The organism is Methylobacterium sp. JK268 (genome assembly GCF_054052225.1).
Genome location: NZ_JBSVZN010000028.1, coordinates 87,292 through 112,563, shown reverse-complemented (window position 1 = coordinate 112,563; position 25,272 = coordinate 87,292). Strand labels below are relative to the sequence as shown.

General features: G+C 71.4%; 17 protein-coding genes. 10 read left to right on the top strand and 7 right to left on the bottom strand.

Going from position 1 to position 25,272, the window contains the following annotated elements; genetic code table 11:
- Window positions 1-36: 36 nt before the first annotated feature.
- A complete protein-coding gene (locus tag ACW9J6_RS25465; RefSeq protein WP_457117179.1) occupies window positions 37-1,707 on the top strand; it encodes a methyl-accepting chemotaxis protein in 1,671 nt (556 codons plus the stop codon).
- Between the two features lie 387 nt (window positions 1,708-2,094).
- Here ACW9J6_RS25465 and ACW9J6_RS25460 read toward each other — a convergent pair whose 3' ends face one another.
- Window positions 2,095-2,976: a peptidylprolyl isomerase gene (locus tag ACW9J6_RS25460; protein ID WP_457117178.1), complete on the bottom strand. Its 882-nt coding sequence runs from the start codon at window positions 2,974-2,976 to the stop codon at window positions 2,095-2,097.
- A 281-nt stretch (window positions 2,977-3,257) separates the two neighbouring features.
- On the opposite strand from ACW9J6_RS25460, the gene ACW9J6_RS25455 reads away from it, so the two are divergent.
- Complete coding sequence (locus ACW9J6_RS25455; RefSeq protein WP_457117177.1) at window positions 3,258-5,996, top strand: bifunctional acetate--CoA ligase family protein/GNAT family N-acetyltransferase; 2,739 nt, start codon at window positions 3,258-3,260, stop codon at window positions 5,994-5,996.
- A 69-nt stretch (window positions 5,997-6,065) separates the two neighbouring features.
- On the opposite strand, the gene ACW9J6_RS25450 is transcribed toward ACW9J6_RS25455, so the two are convergent.
- Together ACW9J6_RS25450 and ACW9J6_RS25445 are read right to left on the bottom strand one after the other, a co-directional pair.
- Window positions 6,066-6,386, bottom strand: coding sequence for a hypothetical protein (locus tag ACW9J6_RS25450; RefSeq protein WP_457117176.1), 321 nt, complete (start codon window positions 6,384-6,386; stop codon window positions 6,066-6,068).
- Window positions 6,387-6,487: 101 nt separating this feature from the next.
- Complete coding sequence (locus tag ACW9J6_RS25445; protein ID WP_457117175.1) at window positions 6,488-8,263, bottom strand: hypothetical protein; 1,776 nt, start codon at window positions 8,261-8,263, stop codon at window positions 6,488-6,490.
- 378 nt (window positions 8,264-8,641) lie between these two features.
- Here ACW9J6_RS25445 and frc point away from each other — a divergent pair, with 378 nt between their 5' ends.
- Both frc and ACW9J6_RS25435 read left to right on the top strand, forming a co-directional pair.
- Window positions 8,642-9,919: a formyl-CoA transferase gene (frc, locus tag ACW9J6_RS25440; RefSeq protein WP_457117174.1), complete on the top strand. Its 1,278-nt coding sequence runs from the start codon at window positions 8,642-8,644 to the stop codon at window positions 9,917-9,919.
- Window positions 9,920-10,037: 118 nt separating this feature from the next.
- Window positions 10,038-10,970 carry a methionyl-tRNA formyltransferase gene (locus ACW9J6_RS25435; protein ID WP_457117173.1) on the top strand — a complete coding sequence of 311 codons (933 nt, stop codon included), beginning with the start codon at window positions 10,038-10,040 and terminating at the stop codon, window positions 10,968-10,970.
- 4 nt (window positions 10,971-10,974) lie between these two features.
- On the opposite strand, the gene ACW9J6_RS25430 is transcribed toward ACW9J6_RS25435, so the two are convergent.
- The 3 genes from ACW9J6_RS25430 to ACW9J6_RS25420 form a co-directional block, all read right to left on the bottom strand.
- Window positions 10,975-11,640 (bottom strand): glutathione S-transferase family protein, encoded by a 666-nt coding sequence (locus ACW9J6_RS25430; RefSeq protein WP_457117172.1) that lies wholly within the window; start codon window positions 11,638-11,640, stop codon window positions 10,975-10,977.
- 181 nt (window positions 11,641-11,821) lie between these two features.
- Entirely contained in the window at window positions 11,822-14,272 is a 2,451-nt protein-coding gene (locus ACW9J6_RS25425; RefSeq protein WP_457119162.1) for a hypothetical protein, read from the bottom strand.
- A 573-nt stretch (window positions 14,273-14,845) separates the two neighbouring features.
- On the bottom strand, window positions 14,846-16,384 hold the full coding sequence (locus tag ACW9J6_RS25420; protein WP_457119161.1) for a sensor histidine kinase: 1,539 nt from the start codon (window positions 16,382-16,384) through the stop codon (window positions 14,846-14,848).
- A 232-nt stretch (window positions 16,385-16,616) separates the two neighbouring features.
- Here ACW9J6_RS25420 and ACW9J6_RS25415 point away from each other — a divergent pair, with 232 nt between their 5' ends.
- The 4 genes from ACW9J6_RS25415 to ACW9J6_RS25400 all read left to right on the top strand — a co-directional run bounded on the left by ACW9J6_RS25415 (window position 16,617) and on the right by ACW9J6_RS25400 (window position 21,473).
- Window positions 16,617-17,072 carry a (2Fe-2S)-binding protein gene (locus ACW9J6_RS25415; protein ID WP_457119160.1) on the top strand — a complete coding sequence of 152 codons (456 nt, stop codon included), beginning with the start codon at window positions 16,617-16,619 and terminating at the stop codon, window positions 17,070-17,072.
- Window positions 17,073-17,089: 17 nt separating this feature from the next.
- On the top strand, window positions 17,090-19,300 hold the full coding sequence (locus ACW9J6_RS25410) for a molybdopterin cofactor-binding domain-containing protein (protein ID WP_457119159.1): 2,211 nt from the start codon (window positions 17,090-17,092) through the stop codon (window positions 19,298-19,300).
- A 118-nt stretch (window positions 19,301-19,418) separates the two neighbouring features.
- Window positions 19,419-20,033 (top strand): uracil-DNA glycosylase family protein, encoded by a 615-nt coding sequence (locus ACW9J6_RS25405; protein ID WP_457119158.1) that lies wholly within the window; start codon window positions 19,419-19,421, stop codon window positions 20,031-20,033.
- Between the two features lie 120 nt (window positions 20,034-20,153).
- On the top strand, window positions 20,154-21,473 hold the full coding sequence (locus tag ACW9J6_RS25400; RefSeq protein WP_457119157.1) for an Hsp70 family protein: 1,320 nt from the start codon (window positions 20,154-20,156) through the stop codon (window positions 21,471-21,473).
- A 358-nt stretch (window positions 21,474-21,831) separates the two neighbouring features.
- On the opposite strand, the gene hydA is transcribed toward ACW9J6_RS25400, so the two are convergent.
- Entirely contained in the window at window positions 21,832-23,352 is a 1,521-nt protein-coding gene (gene hydA, locus ACW9J6_RS25395) for a dihydropyrimidinase (protein WP_457119156.1), read from the bottom strand.
- 128 nt (window positions 23,353-23,480) lie between these two features.
- On the opposite strand from hydA, the gene modB reads away from it, so the two are divergent.
- Together modB and modC are read left to right on the top strand one after the other, a co-directional pair.
- Window positions 23,481-24,170, top strand: a complete 690-nt coding sequence (gene modB, locus ACW9J6_RS25390; RefSeq protein ID WP_457119163.1) for a molybdate ABC transporter permease subunit — start codon at window positions 23,481-23,483, stop codon at window positions 24,168-24,170.
- Window positions 24,167-25,267 carry a molybdenum ABC transporter ATP-binding protein gene (gene modC, locus ACW9J6_RS25385; protein ID WP_457119155.1) on the top strand — a complete coding sequence of 367 codons (1,101 nt, stop codon included), beginning with the start codon at window positions 24,167-24,169 and terminating at the stop codon, window positions 25,265-25,267. Before modB ends, modC begins: the two co-directional genes overlap by 4 nt.
- Window positions 25,268-25,272: the final 5 nt, after the last annotated feature.

Here is a 25,272-nt window from a genome sequence, read left to right as displayed (position 1 = left end):
AATTCTAGTGACCTCAACATACGTGATCTGGCAGCTATGAGCCTAAAAATTAAGCACATCCTGATCGGGATGATTGCTCTTCTCCTAGCGGCCATCGCCGTACAGGGCGGCACGGCGATCATGCAGCTGCGCATGGTCAACGCGAATACCGTCGACATCGCCACCAACTGGATGCCCAGTGTGCGCGAAATCGGCGATCTGAAGTATAGGATCACCCGACTGCGCCTGATGGATGCGCGCTACGTTACGGCTCTCGAAGCCATCGCCGACCTCGAAAAAGTATCGGCCGACCGTTTGAAGGCAGTTGAGACAGTGGCAAAGCGCTATGAGGCGCTGATCTCAAATTCCGACGAGCGAGCCCTCTGGGAAGCATTTGGCCGGCACTGGACCGATTACCAGGGGCTGCGCAGAGCGCTCATTGCCGCCGCGCAGGCTGGCGACCAGAAGCGGATGAACGAGATCTTCGCCGCCTCGCGCAAGCCCTTTGATGCGGCGGTCGAGACGATCGACCGCGACACCGCCCTGAACGCCCAAGCGGCTGACCGTGCACAGAGCGAGGCCGCAGAGGCTTACGAGCGGGCGATTTGGCTGACCGGGCTGCTCTGCACCCTGGCGTTCATCTGCGGCCTCGCCGGAGTCGCTTTTGTGCTCGGCGGCGTCACGCGCCCGATCGACCGACTGATTCTGCGGATGCGGGCCCTGGCCGCCGGAGACCTGGAGCAGGTCGTGCCCTACCGCGAGCGCGATAATGAGATCGGCTCGATTGCGCAGGCTGTCGAAGGCTCGCGAGAGAACCTGATCCGCACGCGTGCTCTGGAGGCGGAGACGGCACAGGCGCGGCTGGCCGCCGAGGAACAGCGTAGGACGGGCATGCGCCAGATGGCCGACGGCTTCGAGACGGCGGTCGGCGCAGTGATCAGCATGGTCTCGACATCGGCCACCGAGCTACAGGCTACGGCCCAGACCATGACGGCCACCGCGGCCGAGACGGCCAGCCAGTCGAGCATGGTGGCGGTGGCGGCAGAGGAAGCCGCCTCCAACGTCAATACGGTGGCTGCAGCCGCTGAGCAGCTCAGCTCGTCCGTGGCTGAGATCAGCCGGCAGGTGGACGGGTCGGCCGAACTGGCGCGCACGGCGGTGGCCGAGGCGGATCAGACCGGGGCGTTAGTGCAGGAGCTATCCGGGGCGGTCGCGCGCATCGGCGACGTGGTCGGGCTGATCTCCAGCATCGCCAGCCAGACGAACTTGCTGGCACTCAACGCCACGATCGAGGCGGCGCGGGCCGGCGAGGCAGGTCGCGGCTTTGCGGTGGTCGCCGCGGAGGTGAAAGAGTTGGCCGGGCAAACGGCCAGGGCCACCGACGAGATATCGCGGCAGATCGCGCGCATCCAAGCCTCGACGGGGCAGGCGGTGGTGTCGATCGGGGTCATCACCGGGCGCATCCGGGAGATCAGTGCAGTGGCGACGTCGATAGCGGCGGCGGTCGAGCAGCAGGGTGCGGCCACCCAGGAGATCGTGCGCAACGTGAGCCATGCGGCCACCGGTACCGGCGAGGTGACCGGCACTATCGCGGGGGTGGCAGGCGCGGCCGAGGAGACGGGCGCAGCGGCCGGTCAGGTGCTTGTTGCGGCCTCCGAGCTGTCGCGTCAGTCTGAGCACCTCGCCGCCGAGGTCAGCTGCTTCCTGACCACCGTCCGTGCCGCGTGAGGTGAAGTCGTCTGGAAAGCAGACCTCGCCAAAGCCTGAGGTCGGTCGCAAGCAGCCCCTCGCATGGTCAAGCTGAGGAGGTTTTGACCCGAGCCCGAGTGAGAGAGGGGTAGCGCGATCGGAGATCGTGCAGGGTGGCTCGGCTTCAGGATTGAACTCCGAAGGTCGAGCAGCCAGCGGCACGGTTCAGACGTCTTGCTGAAGCCGAGCCACCCTCACGGGGGATCTTCGATCCCCCGGCCCCTCTCTCACGTTGGAGAGGGGAGACGTGCCTCTCCATCGCCGCGGACAGCCGGGCCGTGAAACGCTGTTCCTGTCCCGCGCGCGACGCGCCAGACGGGAGCCTTCACACCGGAGAAGGCTCCCGCCTCTGTCTGACCCGGCGCTCTACTTGGCCTCGGGCGCCTTGGCGGGCCCGTCGGGGGCCGCGGGCGTCGGCGCGGCGGGGGCCGCGGCGGTGCGCTCGACCTTCCCCTCCCCGCGCAGCTTCGTGATGATGTCCTGCTGCGTCTTGCGGGTGAGGTAGGTGTCGATCTGCTCCTTCATCTCGTCGAAGGACGGCACCGGCTTCGCGCGCTTCTCCTCGACCTTGATGACGTGCCAGCCGAACTGCGTCTTGACCGGGTCCGAGACCTTGCCCGGCTCGAGCTTGAAGGCCGCCTCGGCGAAGGCCGGGACCATCCGCTCCTTCGTGAACCAGCCGAGATCGCCGCCCTCGGCCTTGGAGCCGGGATCCTTCGAGGTCTCGGCCGCGACCTTGGCGAAATCCTCCCCGCCCTTGATGCGCGCGGCGATCTTCTTGGCGTCGGCCTCGTTGTCGACGAGGATGTGGCGGGCGTGCACCTCCTCCTCGGGCTTCATTGTCTTGACGGTGTCGTCGTAGAGCTTGTGGGCGGCCTCCTGCGTCACGGCCTTCTTGGCCTCGCGCTCCAGGTACTCGTCGAGCAGGAGCTTGTCGCGGAAATAGGCGAGCTTGCGGGTGAAGTCCGGGCTCTCGGCGATCTTGGCCTTCTCGGCCGCCTGCGCGCCGAGCTTGAGGTCGACCATGTAGTCGACGAGGAGGCCCTTCTTCTGCTCCTCGCTCACGCCCGGCAGGGACAGGGCCGGATCGTCCGCCGCCACCGCGAGGTCGCCGGCCGTGACCGGGGCGCCGTTCACCCGGGCCACGACCGTGTCAGGGGCCGGAGCGGGCGGGGTCTGCGCCGCGGCGGGCAGCGCGAGCCCGAGCGCGAGGGCGGCCGCGCGCCAGGTCAGGGAAAAGCTCTGCATCGGACGATCCTTGGGCCTCAAGTCGGGGCGAACGCGGCGGAGAGGTGGCGCAGATCGCCCGGCAACACAAGAGAGTCCCGCCGACGCACGGGCGACCGGGGACACCCCGCGGCAGCGGCGGGATGCCCGACCGGGCTCGCTCGTCCGGATGCCCTATCTCGCCCCACGAGGCTGCATCACGGGGCGCGTCGTGCGATGCAGCCCCGCGCCGGAGCGGCGGAGCCGGCCGGCGCGGGCGCCGTTTCGTCTCGCCAGGGCCGCGCCGCCGGGGAGCCGCATCGATGAGCACCTACCGCTTCGACCGCATCCTCGCCCCGCGCTCCGTCGCCCTGGTGGGCGCGAGCGACCGGCCCGGCTCCTTCGGGGGCGCGATCCTGCGCAACCTGCGCGAGGCGGAGTTCCCCGGCCCGATCTGGCCGGTCAACCCCCAGCACGACCGGGTCGCGGACCTTCCCTGCCTCGCGTCCGTGGCCGACCTGCCGGAGGCGGCCGACCTCGTCGTGGTGGTGTCGCCCGCCGAGACGGTGCCGGAGGTGGTCAGGGCGGCTGGAGAGCGCGGCTGCGGCGGCGCGGTGATCATCTCGGCGGGGTTGGGCGCGGGCGAGACTTCGCTCGCCGAAGCGGCCCGCCGCGCCGCGCGGCCGCACGGCCTGCGGCTCCTCGGCCCGGAATGCATGGGGCTCGCGGTCCCGGGTGCCCGGCTCAACGCGAGCCTCCTCGCCCACCGGCCGCCCAAGGGGGACCTCGCGCTGATCACCCAGTCGCGGACCGTGGCGGCGGGCATCGCCGAGTGGGCGGTCGGGCGGGGCTACGGCTTCTCGGGCGTGCTCTCGGTCGGCCAGGCGCTCGACGTCGACATCGCGGACTGCCTCGACCATTTCGCGGGCGACCGCACCACCCGGGCGATCCTCCTCCACCTGGAGACGATCGCGGACGCGCCGAAATTCATGTCCGCCGCCCGCGCCGCGGCGCGTGCCAAGCCCGTCGTCGTGCTCCGCTCGGGCCGGCACGCGGCGGCGGCCCTCGACGGGCGGCCGGTCACCCATAGCGGGCTCCTGGCGCGGCCCGATGCGGTCTACGACGCGGCCTTCCGGCGCGCCGGCCTGCTGCGCGTGGCGGCGCTGCACGACATGTTCTCGGCGGTCGAGACGCTCGGGCGGCAGCGGCCCTTTCCGGGAAAGCGTCTCGCGGTGGTCACGAATGGCCGCGGCGTGGGGGCCCTGGCGGTGGACCGGCTCGCCGATCTCGGTGGCACCCTCGCGACGCTCTCGCCGGCCGCCGTCGCGCGGCTGGACGAGACTCTGCCGGCGACCGGCCTGGCCGCCGCGCCCTGGGGCAACCCCCTCGACCTCGGCGCGGATGCCGACGCGGTGCGCTACGCGGCCGCGCTCGACGCGCTGATCCCCGACCGCGAGAACGACGCGGTGCTGGTGATGAACGTGCCGACGGCCCTGTCGGGCGGGGAGGCGGTGGCGGGCGCGATCGCGGAGGCGGTGCGCCGCGGGCGCAAGGCGAGCCTGCGGGCGAAGCCGGTCTTCGCGGTCTCCGTGGGCGACGAGACGGCGATCGAGGTGCTCGGCGCCGCCGGCATCCCGCGCTTCTCCACGGATGCCGAGGCGGTCGAGGGCTTCATGCACCTCGTGCGCTACCGCGAGGCGCAGGACGACCTCATGAAGACGCCCGACTCGCTGCCGAAGGACTTCTCCCCGGACGTCGCGACCGCCCGCGCGGTCGTGGAGGGGGCGCTCCGGGAGGGGCGGACCTGGCTCGACCCGCGCGAGGTCGAGACGCTGCTCACCGCCTACGCGATCCCCGTCCTGCCGGTCCGCTTCGCGCGCGACGCGGACGAGGCGGCCGAAGCCGCCTGGCCGCTGATCGCGGCGGGATGCCCGGTCGCCCTGAAGGTCGTGTCACCCGACATCGTGCACAAGTCGGACGTGGGCGGCGTCCATCTCGACCTCACCAGCGAGGCGGCGGTGCGCGAGGCCGCCGCCGAGATCCTGGCCCGCGCCGCCCGCGACCGGCCCGAGGCGCGGATCAGCGGCTTCGTGATCCAGCCGATGCGGCGGGGCCGGAAGGCCCGCGAGCTGATCGCCGGCCTCACCGACGACCCGGTCTTCGGTCCCGTGGTGGTGTTCGGGCGCGGCGGCACGGCGGTCGAGGTCATCGACGACCAGGCGCTGGCGCTGCCGCCCCTCGACCTGCGGCTCGCCGCCGAGCTGATCGGCCGGACCCGCGTCGCGCGCCGCCTGAAGGCCTATCGCGACGTGGCGGCGGCCGACGAGCACGCGATCGCCCTCGTCCTCGTCAAGATCGCTCAGCTCGCCGCCGACCTTCCGGCGGTCCGCGACCTCGACATCAACCCGCTCCTTGCCGACGAGACCGGGGTGATCGCGGTCGATGCCCGGGTGGCCGTCGCCCCGTCGGGAGCGGCGCGGCGGCGCGACGCGGGCGTCGGTCCGAGCCACGCCCGCTTCGCGGTGCGGCCCTATCCGACCGAGTGGGAGCGGCACATCACCCTCGACGCCCACCGGGTCTTCATCCGCCCTGTCCGGCCGGAGGACGAGAGATTGTTCGCGGCGTTCTTCCGCAACGTCAGCGAGACGGATCTGCGCCTGCGGTTCTTCGCGCCCGTGCGCGACTTCAGCCACGCCTTCCTGGCGCGCCTGACCCAGCTCGACTACGCCCGGGCGATCGCCTTCGTGGCCCTCGACGAGGGGGACGGGACGATGATGGGGGCGGTGCGCCTCCACGCGGATGCGAACCACGAGACCGGCGAGTACGCCATCATGATCCGCTCGGATCTCAAGGGGATCGGGCTCGGCTGGGCGCTGATGAGCCTGATGCTGGACTGGGCCCGGGCCGACGGCATCCGCTGCGTCGAGGGGCAGGTGCTGCGCGAGAACACCACCATGCTGGCCATGTGCCGGAAGCTCGGCTTCACCGTGCGCACGGACCCCTCCGACCCGGAGGTGATGCTGGTGACGCTGTCTCTGGGCGAGGAGCGGAGCGGCGCTTAGGCGGGCGACCGCGTCCCGAGCCGCCCGCGAACCCTTCCCGCGCATGGGGGGAAGGGTTCGGGTTCATGCTCAGCGGTAGCGATCGCTGCTCTGGCTCATCCTCCGGGCCACGTCGTCGCCCGACACCGAGCGCTGGCCGAACATCAGCCAGGCGAGGCCGAACCCGATGGCACCGGCCACGAACCAGCCCGTCAGAGTCGTGGCATCGACCTCGCCCACGGCCTCGCGACCGCGCCGGACGTAGTGGGAGCCGCGCTGCGAGACGTCGTCCCACTGGTCGGACGCCTGGTCGGCGAGGTTGCGCGCCGCGCTGGTCGCCTGGTCGTAGAGGCTCTCGCCGCCCTGCGGCCCCCGGCTGCGTGCGCCGCCGGCCTGAGTTCCACCCGCCATGTCCATCTCCTCCGGTCTCACCGCCGCGGATCCTGCCGATGGCGCGGCGCTGGCGACGCCCCAACGTCCCCGCGCGGGCGGGTGTTCCTGGAGGCCGGCCGTCAGGGCTCGGGCGGGCCCCAGGCCCCCAGCGTGTGGGTGTCGGCGCGGGACAGCAGCTCCCGCACGGCCCCGTCGGGGCAGTGTTCGGGCGGGCCCTCGGCGACGGCCGCCAGGGCGGCGCGGGTGTCCGGGTCCGAGAGCGCCCGCAGGAGGGCCGGACGATCCGCGCAGGCGAGCCGGCGTCCCTCGAAACGGGCGTAGACGCGCCCGGTCGCGGCCTCGGCGAAGCACAGGCGCCGCATCTGCCGCGCGCATTGGCGCAGGAACCCGGTATTGCCCGCCGGCGCCATGGCGTCCGGGCCGGGATAGACCTCGACCGGGGCGTTCGCCCCGACATTGATCCGGCGGAACCGCTCGATGTCGAGGAGGCGGCCCGGGTCGAGGATGGTCATCTCGCCGTTCCAGCCGAAGGCGACGGTGCGCGGCCGGCAATCCCGAGGCACGCTGTTGTCCAGGAACTCGGTGTGCACGCGGCGGTGCGGCCTGAGGCTCCAGGTGAAGAACAGCCGCGGCATGCCCGTGAAGGCCTCGACGTTGTGGGCGAGGAGGTCGTCCACGGCCTTGTAGCGGCCGAAGCGCTCGCCCCGCAGCCACGCCCGCTCCACGGTAGCGTCCGGCGGCGTGATCATGAACAGCATGTAGACGCGGTCGCCGAAGCGAGTCAGGAGCTGGCTGCCGTCCTCCTCCCGGGACTCCGCCGCGAAGCTGCCGAACCGGAAGCGGTCGATCAGCAGGTGCGACATCCGCCCCTCACCGGCCTTGGCCGCCATGTAGTGGTCGAGCTTGGTGTTGACGATCTCGACCTCGTGGCCGGTCAGCGTGCCGGCGTAGCGCCGCGCCGGCCCGAGGGCGGCGTAGTCGAGCAGGAACTTGCGCCAGATGTCGGGGCTGATCAGCGCGAAATCCGACCAATCCGCGCCGATGCGGCCGGCCAGCGCCCGCTGCAGGGGCCGCATCGTGCTCTTGCCGGCCGCGGAGGCGCCCTTCACGTTCATCACGACCGGGCGGGGCTGCGGGGGCAGCAGCCGGTAGCCCTCGCGGGCCGCCGCGTCGCGGAACCAGGGATCGAGGCGCCGCCCGATCTCCCGGCTGCCGTAATCGTTCACCAGGAGCGGCGCGGCGATCCGCCCGATCAGGGCGCGGTCCCGCATCAGGCGGCCCCGCTGGCGCAGGATCGCCGCCACGGCCCGGGCCAGCGCCGCGCGCGCCGCGCTCGCCAAGGCGTCCGCGTTCCCCTCCGGAGGATCGGCGAGGAGGCGCAGCGCCCGCTCCTCAACCGTTTCCGTAAGGGCAGGCGCGGGCCGCCGCCCGAGCCGAAACCGCCGGGGCCATCCCGCCGCCGCCGCCGCGGACGGCGCGAAGATCGCGTCGAGGTCGCGGTCGATCGCGGCGACGGCCCGGAGAGTCAGGTCCCGGTGGGACTCCGCGAGGTCGTCGAGGCGCGGCCGGATCGCCGTCGTGAGGATCCGCTCCGTCATGCGGCGGAAATTCACGCCGAGATCGGCGTATTCCTCGCCGGCCGGGACGCTGAGGTCGGCCGTGACGCGCACCAAAACCTCGTGCACCGCTAGTCGCTCGGGCCGGAAGCAGACGAGGTCCTGCGCCGGCAGCCCGCAGACGCCCGCCAGATCCTCCGCCTCACGCAGGGAGGTCGCGACGTTCTCGGGCCGGAACACCGTCGCGAGCGGCAGGAAGGTCCGCGGCAGCGCCGACTGGAGGCCCGGATTCCACGGGCCGTAGGGCGTCGGTGCGGGGTCGGACGCGTCGCGGAGCATCGAGGAGCCCTCCCGGCAGACGGACGCTTGTTTGACACATGGTATCTGGTATGCCAAATTTTGAACACCGACGCGACGGGGAGCCGGTCGATCGGCTCCTTCCGGGAGCCCGCCCCGGGGCCTTGTGGCCCGCGAGGCGGTGCCCCGGCAGAGTGGCGGCGTGAGCGAGGAGGCGCCCGATGGTGAGACCGCACAGGTTGATCTCGGCCGCGGCGTCGACCGGCACCCGGCGGTGCCGGCCCGGCCTCACGGTGCCCACCCGAATGCGCGCGATCCCCCGCGAGACACCCGGAGGAGCCCGGATCGCGCCCGACGCGGCCCGGGCCGTCCCCACCGGCCCCGGCCGGCCCCGCAACCGCTCACAGTGAAGACGATCCCATGACCCAGGCACTCGCAGGCGTGCGCATCCTCGATTTCACGCATGTCCAGTCCGGACCGACCTGCACGCAGCTCCTCGCGTGGTTCGGAGCCGACGTCATCAAGGTCGAGCGGCCGGGCGTCGGCGACATCACGCGGACCCAGCTGCAGGACGTGCCGGACGCCGACAGCCTGTACTTCACGATGTTGAACGCGAACAAGCGCTCCATCACCCTCGACACGAAGAACCGGCGCGGCATGGAAGTGCTGGAGGATCTCGTGCGGGCCTGCGACGTGCTGGTCGAGAATTTCGCTCCCGGCGCGCTCGACCGGATGGGCCTCACCTGGGAGCGGATCCAGGCCCTGAACCCCCGCATGATCGTCGCCTCCGTGAAGGGATTCGGCCCCGGCCCCTACGAGGAGTGCAAGGTCTACGAGAACGTGGCGCAGTGCGCGGGCGGCGCCGCCTCGACGACGGGCTTCCGGGACGGGATCCCGCTGGTGACGGGGGCGCAGATCGGGGATTCCGGCACCGGCCTCCACCTCGCCCTCGGCATCGTCACGGCGCTCTTCCAGCGCACCCAGACCGGCCGCGGGCAGCGGGTCGCCTGCGCGATGCAGGACGGGGTGCTCAATCTCTGCCGGGTGAAGCTGCGCGACCAGCAGCGCCTGAGCCACGGCCCGCTCAAGGAGTACAGCCAGTTCGGCGAGGGCGTGCCCTTCGGCGACGCGGTGCCGCGCGCCGGCAACGATTCCGGGGGCGGCCAGCCGGGCCGCATCCTCAAGTGCAAGGGATGGGAGACCGACCCGAACGCCTACCTGTACTTCATCACGCAGGCCCCGGTCTGGGAGAAGATCTGCGACGTGATCGGCGAGCCGGACTGGAAGACCCATCCCGATTACGCCAAGCCGGCCGCCCGCCTGCCCCGCCTCAACCAGATCTTCGAGCGCATCGAGCGCTGGACGATGACGAAGACCAAGTTCGAGGCGATGGAGATCCTCAACCGCGACGAGATTCCCTGCGGCCCGATCCTGTCGATGCGGGAACTGGCCGAGGAGCCGTCGCTGCGGGCGACCGGCACGATCGTCGAGGTCGAGCACCCGGTGCGCGGCCCCTATCTGACCGTCGGCAACCCGATCAAGCTCTCGGACAGCCCCACCGAGGTGAAGCGCTCGCCGCTCCTCGGCGAGCACACCGAGGAGGTGCTGCGCGACGTGCTGGGCTACGGCGAGGAGCGGCGGCTCGACGTCGCCGCCTCCGGCGCGATCGGCGACGTCCCGAAGATCGCCGCCGAGTAACCCTCTCCCCGCGACCACGGCGCCCGGCACGGCTGGGCGCCTCCCGCACCCGGAACCACGGCGCCCGCCCGGGCAGCCGAACGGGAGCCTGCGCGCCGGGCTTCCGAAGGAGGCCAGCATGCGCATCGCACTGATCGGTCAGCAGGATTTCGGCAGGGCGGTGCTCGACGCCTTCCTGAAGCGGGGCGATACGGTCGCCGGCGTGTTCTGCGCGCCGGACCGCGAGGGTGCGAAGCCCGACGCCCTGACGCAGGCGGCGCGCGAGCGGCATCTGCCCGTCTTCCAGTTCCCGAGCCTGAAATGCGTCGACGCCGCCGACACGCTGCGGGCGCTGGAGGTCGATCTCGGCGTGATGGCCTACGTGCTGCAATTCGCGCCGCAGGACTTCGTGACCATCCCGCGCCACGGGACCATCCAATACCACCCCTCGCTGCTGCCGCGCTATCGCGGCCCCTCCTCGATCAACTGGCTGATCGCCAAGGGCGAGACGCGGACCGGATTAACCATCTTCCGCCCGACCGACGGCCTCGACGAGGGGCCGGTCATCCTCCAGAAAACCTGCGAGATCGGGCCGGACGACACGATCGGGGACGTCTATTTCGGGCGGCTGTTCCCGATGGGCGTCGCCGCCCTGCTGGAGGCCGCCGACCTCGTCGCGGCCGGGCGCCACCGGGAGGTCGCGCAGGACGAGGCGCAGGCGAGCTACGAGGGTTGGTTCTCGGCCAAGGCCGCGCGGCTGCACTGGGACGCGCATGCGGACCACCTCTACGGGGTGATCCGCGCGGCCAACCCGGCCCCCGGCGCCTGGACCACCCTCGACGGCCGCAAGCTTCAGATCTTCGACAGCCGCCTGCACCGGATCGGCCGGATCGGCGACGTCAAGGGGACGCCCGGAGAGGTCGTCGCGGTCGGTGACGATTCGATCACCGTCGCGGCCCAGGGCGGCCGCATCGAGATGCTCCGGCTTAAGCCGGAGGGCGGGGCGAAGATGACGGCCGGCGCCTTCGCCCGCGAGGGCGGCGTGCGTCTCGGCCAGATGCTCGGGACCTGAGCCCTCAGCCGCCGAGCGGGGACGGGACCGGCGAGACGCCCTGCGCCAGGGCGGCGTCCCGCTCGGCCGCGAGGGCCCGCCGGTAGCCCGGCCGCTCCTGCAGGAGCGCCCAGTAGGCCCGCGCAACATCGGGCACCTGCTCGCCGAGCCCCGCGAACTCGGCCAGCATCAGCGCGTAGCCGAGGCTGATATCGGCTGCCGTGAAACGGCCCGCCGCGGCGTAGGTCCGGTCCCCGAAGAGGGTGCCGAAGGCGCGCAGCCGCGACCCGAACCAGCGGGCGTAATCCTCAGCCACCTGGGGCAGCCGCCGCTCCGGCGGCTCGAAGCGCCCGTAGCGCAGCACCAGCGTCTGCGGGAAGGTCAGGGTCGCCTCTCCGAAATGGAGCGCGTTCACGTAGGCCGCGTACTCCGCCTCCTCCGGGCGCACGCCGAGCACGCCGGGGCTGTGGCGGGCGGCGAGGTATTCGCAGATCGCCGCCGATTCCGTCATGACCGTGTCGCCGTCCCGGAAGGCCGGGATCGTGCCGAGCGGGTTGACGGCGAAGTAATCCTTGCGGTGGGCCCGCGGCGGGAACGGGAGCATGGCGAGGTCGTAGGCCAGCCCCAGTTCCTCCAGCATCCAGAGCGGCCGGAACGATCGTGCGCCGACGCAGTGATGGAGCGTGATCATCCGGCTGCCCTCCTGCCTCCCAAGTGCTGAGCCGATCCTTACACGCTTCCGCATCTCCCGGACGGAACCGCCGGCCGACACTCGGCGGACTCGTCAAGGGGGCAAGGGCCGGCGGCCCCGCGCCGGCGCTGCGGGCGGGGGAGGACGGGCCAGCCGCCGGTCCTTCGCGGGGATGGCTCGCTCAGGCGAGATGCCAGGCCTGCGTTCCCGCGTAGCCGCTCAGCACCAGGCTCTGGTGCCCCGACCCGTCCACGTCCGCCAGCGCCCGCACCGTCGTGGCGCTGTCCCAGCCCTCCTGGTAGCCGAAGTCGTTGATCTGCTTCGTCGGGTCCATCGTGAAGCTCAGGTGACCGGAGGCGTCCCGCGAGCCCAGCGCCACGAAGGTCGACGAGGCCCCGAACCCCACGATGTCCGGCGTCCCGTCCCCGTTCACGTCCCCCACCAGCCGCGGTGTCTGCGCGTTCGACCAGCCCTGGTTCGAGCCGAAATCCGCGATGGCGAGGTGCAGCGCCCCGAAGGGCTGGCCGCCGTGGCTCGCCGGGTCCTGCCCCTCGGCCACGAACACGCCCGCCGCCCCGAAGGCCAGGATGTCGTCGTAGCCCGTCACCGCGTCGTGCACGATCAGCCGCTGAGTATTCTGGTCGGTCCAGCCCTGCGCCCGGCCGAGGTCGGTGCTGCCGCCGCCGAAGGTGGCGGTCTGGACCGGGCCGAGCGTGTACTGGTGGCTGGAGGGATCCTCCTGGCCGTAGGCGAAGACGGTGCCCTGCGGGCCCATGCCGATGAAGTCGGCGACGCCGTCGTGGTTGAGGTCGACGATGCCGCCGTCGCTGTCGAGGAAGGTGCGCACGTCCGTGAGTTGGTCCCAGCCGGCGTTGTTGCCGATGCTCGCCGGCAGCACGGTGACCTGGGAGGCGTCGGCGCCCGGGGCGAAGGCCTGGCCGCCGACCACGATGCCGTCGTTGCCGAAGCCGAGGATGGAGGCGTAGGTGTCGGCCCTGCTGGTCTTGAGGACCTGGAAGCCGTTGTGCGGGGTCCAGCCCTGCTGGGTGCCGAAATTGGCGTAGAAATGCGGAGTGCTGTCGTAGGTCAAGGTGTAATACGTCTTACCCGCCGCATCGGTATGCGCCGATCTGGCGGTGGCGCCGTACCAGTAGATGCCCGCGAAACCCTGGCCGTAGATGGTGGCGGCGACGCCGTAGCCGGTATTGGCGGCGCCGCGCTGGGCCTGGGCGGTGTAGCCCTCGTTGGTGCCGAAATCGTGGATCACCGCCGCCGGCGCGGTGAAGCCCGGGCCCGTGTTCCCGCTGCCGTCCGCGCCAGTGATGCCATTGGACACGAAGGTGTACTCGGCGCCGAAGCCGAGATAGTCGGCGCTGCCGGTGAGGTCCACGTCGGCCAGCCGGCGCGGGTTGTTCGCGGAGCCCCACCCCTCGCTCAGGCCGAAATCCTGCAGGCTGACCGGCGACATCAGCCAGGGATGCGCGAGCCCGTCCTGGAACTGGAAGGTCTCGAAGTTGGACAGCACGGCGTGCGTTCCGGGGCCGTCCACGATGACGTGGCCGCTGAGATCGTAGGAGAATCGGGCCGCTGACAACGCGAAGGGCAGGATGACGGTGTCGCTGCCCGCGCCGCCATCGAGGCTGTCCGACCCGGTGCTGGCCGCGATGCGATCGTCGCCGGCCCCTCCGCTGATCGAATCGTCGAAGGGCGTCCCGGCGATGTCGTCGCTGCCGCTCCCGCCCGTCGTCGAGATGCCGGACGTCCGCGTGTCGAAGATGGCGACGTGCACCTCGTTCTGCGCCCCCGACACCGTCGTGCGCCACTCGACCTCCACCCGGCCGTCGCCGAAGGATCGCACGCGATCGACCGAGCTGGCTTGTCCGACGGTCAGGTTCTGAAGGACCGCGCTGTTCCCATCGACCTGAACCAGGTGGAGGCTGCTGTCGTTCGGGTCGACATAGGAGAAGATGCCCCCGCTGTTGTTCGGAAGGGTCGTCTCCATGATCCGCGTCGTCGGGGTGGCCCCGGCGAGGGTGACGGAACTGGTTGCGATCACGTTGTAGGAACTATCAATGGTGTCGAACTCGATCTTGGCGTTGCCGTTGACGTCGGTTCCGCCGAAAGCGAACACCTTGTTGGCCAAGTTCAGTGAGTAGGGAAGTGCGGTAATATCGTGCAGGTTCGTGTGGATGGTGCCGATCGTGGACAGCGTCCCGGACGCCATGTCGAAGTTCTTAAAGACGACGGAGGCAAGCGTCGCGCTGTTGTCTTCGACGAGCAGCGTGCTGGCGGTGCTTGAATTCGCCCTGACGGCCCAGGACGTTCCGACGGGCAGCGTCGCGACGTTGACGGCCGGGCCGAGGGCCGCACCATTCGGCGCGAAGCCCTGCATGACGATGGTCTTGGTGGTGGCGCCCGGGGCCGTCGTCTCGTAACCCAGGATGAAGCTCGAATTCGTGAAATCCCAGTCGTAGCTCGTGACGTTGCTGATGTTCGACGCGAGCGTGCTCTGACTGCCCGTGAGCGTCACGGCTGGTCCGCTCGCCGGGATCGCCGCCGTCGCGTACGTGAACCGCTGATAATTGATGTTGTAGGTGTTCGATCCGGCAGCGGTTTCGCTGAAGAAGAACACGCCTCCCGGGATCGGACCGGCCGAGTTGGTGGCCGAGCCGAACAACAAGACGCCGGCCCCGGCCCCCAGCACACTCGTATTCGTCGTGTAGGACGCAACGGTTGTTGGCGTCTCATCGAATAGTCCGAGATAGCCCTGTCCACGGAGAGAGAAGTTAACTTGATTGTCGCCAGAACTATTATACTGATTGAGAGATGTTGTTCCGAATCCATAAATGGGGTTGATGCTTCCGTTGGCGGTGGGCCTCCAATAATGCACGCCCTGGTTGACGATCAGGTTGGACCACGGCGTCAGCGTCATTGTTTCCTCCCGCCCAAATCAAGACTTGCGGCTCGAATCGGCCCGCTCTCCTCATTCATGCTCCATCAAGATGTTGCTTGCAAGTCACCGGCCTTGGTCGGCGTAATTTGCCGGTAACGATGATAGACAGGGTGCGTCATGGCGTGGAGGTGGGCGTCTCGGCGCTGCTCTTCCGCCGTCCGCGCGCGAGCGGCGGGGCCACGCAGGGTCATCGCCGCCGCGACGGCGCCCGACAGCGATGGCTCGAGAGGTGATGCTTGCCCGGGTCCGACGTCAGGCCGCGCGGGCCGGACGCGTCGGCGGGCGGTCCTCGCCGACGTCGACGGGAGGCAGCGCATCCATCACCCGCGTGGCGGGGAGCGTCACGATGACCTCGGTGCCTTCCCGCGGCTTCGACTTGAGCTGGAAGCCGCCGCCATGGAGGTCGACGAGGCCCTTCACGATCGGCAGCCCGAGACCCGATCCCTGCTCGGCCGTCTTGATCGCCAGCGAGCCGCGGCCGAAGGAGGACATCACGGTCGGGATCTCGTCCTCGGGGATGCCGGGCCCCGTATCCTTGATGCTGACGTACTGCCCACCCGACGAGGTCCAGCCGACCTTGATGGTGATCTCGCCGCCCGGCGGCGTGAACTTGATGGCGTTCGACAGGAGGTTGAGAACGATCTGGCGCAGGGCGCGCTCGTCGGCCCAGAGCCGGGGCAGCGAGGGGTCGACCAGTTCGCGGAAGGTCTGGTTCTTCGCCCGCGCCCGCAGCGCCATCATGTGGCGGCACTCCTCCGTCACGTAGGCGAGCTGGACCGCCTCCTCGTTGAGTTCGTAGCGTCCGGCCTCGATGCGCGAGAGGTCCAGGATCTCGTTGATCAGGTTGAGGAGGTGCAGCCCGCTCTCGTGGATGTCGTTGGAGTATTCCTGGTAGGAGGGCGAGGCGTGGGGGCCGAAGACCTCGTTCTTCATCACCTCCGAGAAGCCCAGGATCGCGTTGAGCGGCGTGCGCAGCTCGTGACTCATGGTGGCGAGGAAGCGCGACTTGGCGAGGTTCGCCTCCTCGGCCCGGCGACGGGCCTCGTCGGAATTGGCCTTCGCCTGTTCGAGCTCGCCGAAGATGGCGTCCTTCTCGGCGCGGGATTGCAGGGCCGCGACCGTCGAGCGGTAGAGGTGCTGCGAGAGGACGAGGAAGAAGACCTGCGCCCCCACCGCGATGCCGACGAGCAGGGCCGATTCGAAGCCCCGCACTGTCGCGAGCAGGCAAAGAGTGGCGAGGCTGAGCGGCACGAGCCCGGCCGCCGCGGCGAGCGGCACGGTGGCGGCGAGCATGGTGGTCACCGCCGCCACGATCACCAGCACGAACAGCACGAAGGTGCGGGCGTTCGACCCGTCCGCCGAGAAGGGCAGCAGCGCCAGCAGCGCCCAGAAGCTGCTCTGCACCACCTCGCCGATCGCCGCCCGCCGCCGCCACGGCCGGAGCGCGATCGAATCCGGCTCCTGGTGCAGGAAGCGCCGCGCGACCACGGTCGCGGCGCCGATGCCGGTCAGGCCGCCGCAGAACCACACGATGCTGGCGACGAGGGGCAGCCAGAAGCTGGACGCGGCCGCGACGCAGAGCGCCAGCAGGACCAGCGGCAGGAAGGCGCCGATCCGGTACTGCGCGAAGATCCGCAGCAGCTCGTAGTCGAAGGCCCGCTCCAGCCCGATCGACGACGTCAGGCGCTCGCGGGCCGAGCGCACGTCGCGGGCGAGCTGGCGGCGGCGGGCCGCCTCCTCCGCGCTCGGGCCGCGCCCTTGCCGAACCATCTGCGCCGTGACTTCGGACATGGGTTTGGGACGCGCCGCTCCGGCCTGCCGGTATCCGGATCGGAGGCTTGCGGAAAATCATTAAGGTTGCCCTTCCCTGATCGCGCGAATGCGCGGCGATCGTGGGTTCGGACGCCATTGCACGCTCCCCGCGCATGTGCGGCAGCGCACAAACGCCGCGCTTGCGCGCGTGGCAGGTGACGCGGCACACCAGCCTCGCTGGAACTTCTCCAGAGTATCGTCGGAGCGCGCGATGCCGAAGCTCACCGTCAACGGCAGGACCATCGAGGTCGATGCCGATCCCGAGATGTCGCTCCTCTGGGCGATCCGCGACCACCTGAACCTTACCGGTACCAAGTATGGCTGCGGCATCGCCCAGTGCGGCGCCTGCACGGTGCATATCGATGGCCAGCCGACCCGCTCCTGTCAGGTCCGCGTCGGCGACCTCCAGGACGCCAAGATCACCACCATCGAGGGGGTCACGGGCAAGGTCGCGGAGGCCGTGCAGGCCGCGTGGCGCAGTCTCGACGTGGTGCAGTGCGGCTACTGCCAGTCGGGCCAGATCATGTCGGCGATCGGGCTCCTCTCCGAGAACAAGACCCCGACCGACGCGGATATCGACGGCGCCATGGACGGCAATATCTGCCGCTGCGGCACCTACCAGCGCATCCGGGCGGCGATCCACGACGCCGCCCGCGCCCTCGCCTGATCGCCGGGAGGTTCCCCATGTTCCACGCTCTGAGCGCCAAGCGCTCTCTCGCGACCTCGCGCCGCGCCTTCCTAACCGGCGGCGCGGCCGCGGGCGGCGCCCTCGTGATCGGATTCTCCCTGGACCTGCGCGGCATGCCCGCCCGCGCCGCCGAGGGACCCGACCTCTCCAAGGTCCCCACCCGGCCGAACGCCTTCGTGCGCATCGCCGCCGACGACAGCGTCACGGTGGTGATCAAGCACCTGGATATGGGCCAGGGCAACACCACCGGCCTCGCCACGATCCTGGCCGAGGAGCTCGACGCCGACTGGGCGCAGGTCCGCACCGCCTTCGCGCCCGCGGATGCTTCGCTCTACAACAACACCGCCTTCGGTCCGATCCAGGGCACGGGCGGGTCCACGGCGGTGGCGAATTCCTGGATCCAGCTGCGCAAGGCCGGCGCCGCCGCCCGCGCCATGCTGGTCGCCTCGGCGGCGGCCGAGTGGAAGGTGCCGGCCGGCGAGATCACCGTCCAGAAGGGCGTGATCCGCCACGCGGCGTCCGGCCAGGAGGCGCGGTTCGGCCGCTTCGCGGCCGCGGCCGCCGCCCAGCCGGTGCCCGAGACTCCGCGCCTCAAGGATCCGAAGGACTGGACGCTGATCGGGTCCGCGCTCCCGCGCCTCGATTCCGGAATCAAGACCAACGGCAGCGCGGTCTACGCCCTCGACATCCGGCGCCCCGACCAGGTCACCGCCGTCGTTGCCCGGCCTCCCCGCTTCGGAGCGGTGCTGAAGACCCTCGACGATGGAGCCGCCCGCAAGGTCAAGGGCGTGATCGACGTCGTGCGCATTCCGATGGGCGTCGCCGTCATCGCCCGCGACACGTGGTCGGCGATGAAGGGGCGCGAGGCCCTGGCGCTGACCTGGGACGAGAGCGTCGCCGAGACCCGCTCCTCCGACCGGCAGCTCGCCGAGTACAAGGCGCTCGCCGCCACGCCCGGCCTCGTCGCCGCCAAGGCGGGCGACGCCGCATCGGGCATCAAGGGTGCGGCCAAGGTGCTGGAGGCGGAGTTCGCCTTCCCGTTCCTGGCCCATGCGCCGATGGAGGTGCTGAACGCGACCATCGAGAAATCCGCCGACGGCGGCTACCTCATCCATGCCGGCTCGCAGTTCCAGACCATCGAGCAGGTGGTGGCGGCGCAGATCCTCGGGACGACGCCCGACAAGATCCGCATCAACACCGTCTGGGCCGGCGGCTCCTTCGGGCGCCGGGCGACCAGCTCGGCCGACTACATCGCGGAGGCCGCCGCGATCCTGAAGGCCACCGGCGAGACCCGGCCGGTCCACCTCGTCTGGACCCGCGAGGACGACATCACCGGCGGCTACTACCGGCCGGCGGCCTTCCATCGCGTTCGCGCCGGGATCGACGCTCAGGGCCGCATCGCCGGCTGGGAGCACACCATCGTCGGCAAGTCGATCCTGATCGGCACGCCCATGGAGGCGATGCTGGTGAAGGACGGCGTCGACGCCACCACCGTCGAGGGCGCGGCCGACACACCCTACGCGCTGCCGGCCTACCGCTTCGAGGTGCACAACGTGCGCGACGCGGTGCCGGTGCTGTGGTGGCGCTCGGTCGGCCACTCCCACACCGCCCAGGCCATGGAGGTGTTCATCGACGAGATCGCCCACGCGGCCGGCAAGGACCCGGTCGCGTACCGGCTGGGCCTGCTGGAGAAGGCGCCGCGCCTGTCGGCGGCCCTGCGCCTCGCGGCCGAGAAGGCCGGCTGGAGCGGGCGCCAGGGCAAGCCCGGCCAGGGCCTCGGCGTCGCCGCGCACGAATCCTTCGGCTCCTACGTGGCGATGGTGGCCGACGTCACGGCCGAGGCCGGCAAGGTGAAGGTCAACCGCATCGTCGCGGCGGTCGACGTGGGCGTGCCGGTGAACCCGGACGTGATCCGGGCGCAGGTCGAGGGCGCGGTCGGCTTCGCGCTCTCGGCGGTGCTGCGCAACCGCATCACCTTCAAGGACGGAATCGTGCAGGAGAAGAACTTCGACGCCTACGAGCCGACCCGGATGAGCGAGATGCCGAAGGTGGAGGTCCACATCGTGCCCTCCTCCGAGGCGCCGACCGGCATTGGCGAGCCGGGCGTCCCGGTTCTCGCCCCGGCGATCGCGAACGCGATCTTCGCGGCGACGGGCCAGCGGCTGCGCTCGCTGCCCCTCGACCTCTCCGCCCTGCGCGGTGTGTGACAGCGCACCTCGGCCGCGCTGCGGCGCGGCTAGGGTCGAGACACCAGACGTTTCGAGACTTCCCCCAGCGCGGCCCCGGCCGCGCTGGCTTTTTTCATGGCTGTGCCCGTCCCGCCCAATGAGCGACTTCGACGCGACCGCCGCTTCCCTGCGGGCCTGCCGCCTCTGCCGCGACGCGCCGCGGTCCGGCCCACCGCTTCCCGTGGAGCCGCGCCCGATCGTCCAGGGCAGCGCCGCGGCGCGGCTCTGCATCGCCAGCCAGGCGCCGGGCCATCGCGCCTTCCGCAGCGGCCGGCCGTTCCAGGACCCCTCGGGCACGCGGCTGCGCGCCTGGCTCGGCCTCGACGAGGCGAACTTCTACGACCCGTCCCGGGTCGCGATCCTGCCCATGGGCGCCTGCTTCCCGGGCCACGACGCGAAGGGCGGCGACCTGCCGCCGCGCCGCGAATGCGCCGAGACCTGGCGACGGCCGCTGCTGGTCGGCCTGCCCGCCCTCGACCTGATCCTGGTGATCGGCCAGTACGCGCAGGCGTGGCACCTCGGCCGCTCGCCGGACGGCCTCACCGGCACGGTGGCGCGCTGGCGCGAGCTCTTCGCGGAGCCCCGTCGGCCCCGCGTCCTGCCCCTGCCCCATCCGTCCTGGCGCAACTCCGGCTGGCTGCGCCGGAACCCCTGGTTCGAGGCGGAGCTGCTCCCGGTCCTGCGCCGCGAGGTCGCCCGGCTCACGGCGTGAGAGGCCGGGCTTGACGGGCGAACGCTGCCGGAGGAAGAGCACCGCCCCCACCCCGCCAGCGACTCGCCTGCCCGCGCCCGACGCGCGGGCCCGACTCGTGCCTTCTCCGGAGCCGCCCCGATGTCCCGTCCGCCCGCCATCGGGATCGATTTCGGCACCACCAATACCGTCGTCGCCCTCGCGGACGCCGAGGGCCGCGTCGAGGCGGTCACGTTCCGGCACGGGGACGCGACGCTCCGCACCTACCTCTCGGCGCTCGCCTTCTGGCAGGAGGGTCGCGGGGCCGCCGCGGTCACCCGCGTGGCGGGCGGTCCCTTCGCGGTCGATGCCTTCCTGGAGGGCGCGCTCGGGCTGCGCTTCATCCAGTCCTTCAAGAGCTTCGCGGCGAGCGGCGCCTTTCGGGAGACCCGGATCTTCCGCGACCGGTTCCAGTTCGAGGACCTGCTCGCCACCTTCCTGCGCACGGTTCTGCGCGACGCGGGCGGCGCGCTCGATCTGGCGGGCGGGCGGGTCGTGATCGGCCGCCCGGTCCGCTTCGTCGGGCAGAATCCGGACGAGACCCTGGCCATGCGCCGCTACGGCGCCGCCTTCGGCAAGCTCGGGGCGGAGGGCGCGCTCACCGCCTACGAGCCGGTGGGGGCGGCCTTCTATTACGCGCGGCGCCTGGAGGGCTCGGCGACGGTGCTGATCGGCGATTTCGGCGGCGGCACCAGCGACTTCTCGGTGATGCGCTTCTCCCGCGGGACCGACGGCCGTCTCGACGCCGTCCCGCTCGGCCATGCCGGTGTCGGGATCGCGGGCGACGCCTTCGATGCCCGCATCGTCGACCACCTGGTGGCGCCGCATCTCGGCAAGGGCGGCACCTACCGGTCGATGGGCGGCAAGGTGCTGCCCCTGCCCTCGCACTACTACGCCAACCTGTCGCGCTGGCATCAGCTCGCGATGATGAAGATGTCGGGCGATCTCCAGGACCTGCGCGACCTCGCCCGCGTCGCCGACGACCCGGCGCCGCTGGAGGACTTCGTCGCCCTCATCGAGAACGACCTCGGCTTCGCGCTCTACCGGGCCGTCTCCGAGACGAAGATCGCCCTGTCGTCGCGGGAGGAGGCCGCGTTCCGGTTCCGCGGCCCGGAGACCGGGATCGACATCCGCGGCTCGCTCACCCGGGCGGCCTTTGAGGCCCTCATCGCGCCCGACGTGGAGCGGATCGCCGCGGCGGTGGACCAGGCGCTGGCCGCGGCGGGCGTCACCGCGGCGGCGATCGACCGGGTCTTCCTCACCGGGGGCACCTCCCTGGTGCCGGCGATCCGCGGGCTGTTCGAGGCGCGGTTCGGGGCTGCGGCGGTGGCGAGTTCCGACCAGTTCGAATCCATCGCGCACGGGCTGGCCCTGCTCGGGCAATTGCCCGACGCGGAGCGCTGGGCGGCCGGGCGCTTGTGAGCGGGCGGGCCGTCCGTATCGACCTCTCGCCAGAGACGACTGTCCCGGGAGGAGGGGCGTGCGCAGAGCGCGTCCGTTTCACCGGCTGAACGGACCTGGAAGACACTCCACTCCTCATGCTGAGGTGCTCGCGAAGCGAGCCTCGAAGCACTCCGGAACATTGATCCAGGAGAATGGCGTCTCGGACGAGCTGTTCCGGAGTGCTTCGAGGCTCCCTGCGGTCGCACATCAGCATGAGGAGGTGGTTTGTCTGCCAGCGGCGCGGTCTGTGCTGTATCTCGCCCTCGCCCCGCTGAAGAGATCTTTCGGTATTCGGCGTCGTTGGCGTCGATTGAGCCTTGCGACGCCGGACCGGTGTTCACGATGCCGTTGCAGCACCGAGCACCGCCGCCGCGTCGAACCCGTCCGGCACCCGCCCGGTCGGCCTCACCAGCGGGTACGGGCCCCGCGCGAGGAAGCGGCCCGTGCCCGGCGCGGCCAGCACTGCGCCGTCGCGCATCGCGACCTCGCCGCGCCGGATCACGATCTCCGGCCAGCCCGTCACCGCCAGCCCCTCCCAGGGCGTGTAGTCGATGGCGTGGTGCAGGGCCGCGTTGGCGATCCGCCGCTCCGCGGACGGGTTCCACAGGACGAGGTCGGCATCCGCGCCCGGCGCCAGCGTCCCCTTGCGGTCCTCCAGGCCGAACAGCCGCGCGGCATTCGCCGAGGTGAGCCGCACGAAGGTTGGCAGGTCGATCCGCCCCTTCGAGACGCCCTCCGAGAACAGGACCGGCAGCCGAGTCTCGATCCCCGGCACCCCGTTCGGGATGGCGTTGAAGGCGGGCCTCCCGTCCTCCCGCGCCACCGCCCCACCCTGCCCGTAGCCGCTGCTCCCGGGATCGCGCTTGGCCGTCGCGAAGGAGAAGCCGCAATGGTCCGAGGAGACGATATCGAGGGTTCCGTCTGCGATCCGCGCCCAGATCCGCTCGTGCTCGGCCGGCGCCCGCAGGGCCGGAGAGCACACCACCTTCGCGCCCTCGAAATCCGGGCGCGCGAGGTCCTCGGTCGAGAGCGTCAGGTATTGCGGGCAGGTCTCGCCCCAGACCTTCACGCCCCGTGCCCGGGCCCGGGCGATCTCCTCGGCGGCCTCCTCGCAGGAGACGTGGAAGATCTGGATCGGCTGGTCGACGAGTTCGGCGAGGGCGATGGCGCGGTGGGTCGCCTCGCGCTCCACCACCGGCGGGCGCGCCCAGGCGTGCTGGAGCGGGTCGGTGCGTCCCGCCGCCAGCAGCGCGCGGATCCGCCAGCCGATCGCGTCGAAATTCTCGCAATGCACCGTGACGAGGGCGCCGAGCCGCCGCGCCGTCGCCAGCACCTCCAGGTACTGACCGTCGGTGAGTCGCAGGGGATCGTAGGTGAGGAAGACCTTGAGGCTGCGGATGCCGCGCGCCACCAGCGCCGGCACCTCGCGGCCCAGCACCTCCGGCGTCGGATCGGTGATGATCTGGTGGAAGCTGTAATCCGTCCGTGAGGACCGGGCGGATTCCTCGTAGGCCGCGGCGGTCCGGGCGATCGGATGGCCCTTCCATTGGGGCACGAAGCAGATGAAGGAGGTCGTGCCGCCCGCGAGCGCCGCCGCCGAGCCCGACGCGAAGCTCTCCTCCTGCACGCCCCCGGCCTCGGAGGGCTCCTCGATGTGGCAATGCGGATCGATCCCACCGGGCGTTACGACGAAGCCGCTTGCGTCGATCTCCTCGGCGCCGGGCCGCAGCCCCCGCCCGATCGCCGCGATCCGGCCGTCCCGGATCCCGACATCCGCCGAAAAGGTCTCGGCCGCGGTGGCAAGCAGCCCCCCGCGCAGCACGAGGTCGAAGTCGCGGTCGTGGCTCGGTGTCGCCATGCTCCCCTCCGGAACCTGATCGGACCGGCGCGCGCGCTCGACACGCGGCATCGGTTTTTCGCGCCGCGGCCCCATGCCAGATCCGTGCTAGAGCGGCAGCGCCCCACCCACGGTTCCGGAGCGCCGCCCTGCCCGTCCTCTCGCCCGACGAATGGAGCGCCCTGCGCCTCAGCCTGCGCGTCGCCGCGGTGGCCACCCTGGCGAGCCTGATCCCCGGCCTCCTCGTCGCCCTGCTGCTGGCCCGTGGCCGGTTCCGCGGCCGCGCGCTCCTCGACGGCCTCGTCCACCTGCCGCTCGTGATGCCGCCGGTGGTGACGGGCTACCTCCTGCTCCTGACCTTCGGGCGCCGTGGCCTCCTCGGCGAGGCGCTCGCCGGCATCGGGATCGTGTTCTCGTTCCGCTGGACCGGCGCGGCCCTGGCCTGCGCGGTGATGGGGTTCCCGCTGATGGTGCGGGCGATGCGCCTGTCGATCGAGGCGGTGGACCGGCGCCTCGAACAGGCCGCCGCGACCCTCGGCGCCCCGCCCGCGATGGTCTTCCTCGTCGTGACGCTGCCGCTGGCGATGCCGGGCATCCTGGCGGGGGCCGTTCTGGCCTTCGCCAAGGCGATGGGCGAGTTCGGCGCCACCATCACCTTCGTGTCCAACATCCCGGGGGAGACCCAGACCCTCCCGTCGGCCATCTACGCCCTCACCCAGGTCCCCGGCGGCGAGGCCGGCGCCGCGCGCCTCACCCTGATCTCGGTGGCGGTGTCGATGGTCGCGCTCCTCGTCGCCGAGGGGCTCGCGCATCGCGCCCGGCAGCGGCTCGGCCCGTGATCAGCGTGAGCGTGCAGCACCGGCGCGGGGCCTTCGTGCTCGACGCCGCCTTCGACACCGCGGGCCGCGTCACCGCCCTGTTCGGGCGCTCCGGCTCCGGCAAGTCGAGCCTCGTCGACGTCATCGCCGGCCTGATCACGCCCGAGCGGGGCCGCGTCGCCGTGGACGGCGCGGTCCTCCTCGACACGCAGGCCGGCCTGCGGGTCCCCGCGCATCGGCGGCGGATCGGCTACGTCTTCCAGGATGCCCGCCTGCTGCCGCATCTCAGCGTGCGGCGAAACCTGCTGTTCGGGCGCTGGTTCGCGCGCGGCGCGGGCGGCCCCGGCCTGGAGGGCGTCGCGGATCTCCTCGGCCTGACCGATCTCCTCGACCGGCGGCCGGCCGGTCTCTCGGGCGGCGAGCGCCAGCGCGTGGCGATCGGCCGGGCGCTGCTCGCCCGCCCGCGGCTCCTGCTCATGGACGAGCCGCTCTCGGCCCTGGACGACGCGCGCAAGGCCGAGATCCTGCCCTACCTCGCGCGCCTGCGCGACGAGGCGCGAGTGCCGATCGTCTATGTCAGCCACTCGGTGGTGGAGGTCGCGCGCCTCGCCGACACCGTCGTGGTGCTGGAGGGAGGACGCGTGACGGCGCAGGGGCCCGCCGGGGCGATCCTGCGGCGCGCCGAGCTGCTGCCCGATCGGGAGGCCGGCGAGGCGGGCACGCTCCTCGACATGCGGGTGGCGTCGCACGACCGGGCGTTCGGCCTCACGCGGCTCGAAGGGGCGGCCGGGACGCTGGTGATCCCGCGCCTGATCCTGACGGTGGGGCGCAGCGTTCGGGTGCGGGTGCGGGCCCGCGACGTCCTCGTCGCGCTGGAGCGCCCGCGCGGCCTCAGCGCCCGCAACCACCTGCCCGGCACCGTGCGCGCGGTGGCGGAGACGCCCGGCCCCTACGCCACCGTCGAGATCGCCTGCGGCGAAGCGGTGCTGTCCGCCTCCCTCACGCGCCACGCCGTGCACGATCTCGGCCTCGTGCCGGGCTTGGCCGTCTTCGCCCTCATCAAGGGCGTCGCCTTCGACGCGGACACGATCGGCAGCAGCCTCGACGTCGCGATCTGACGCGA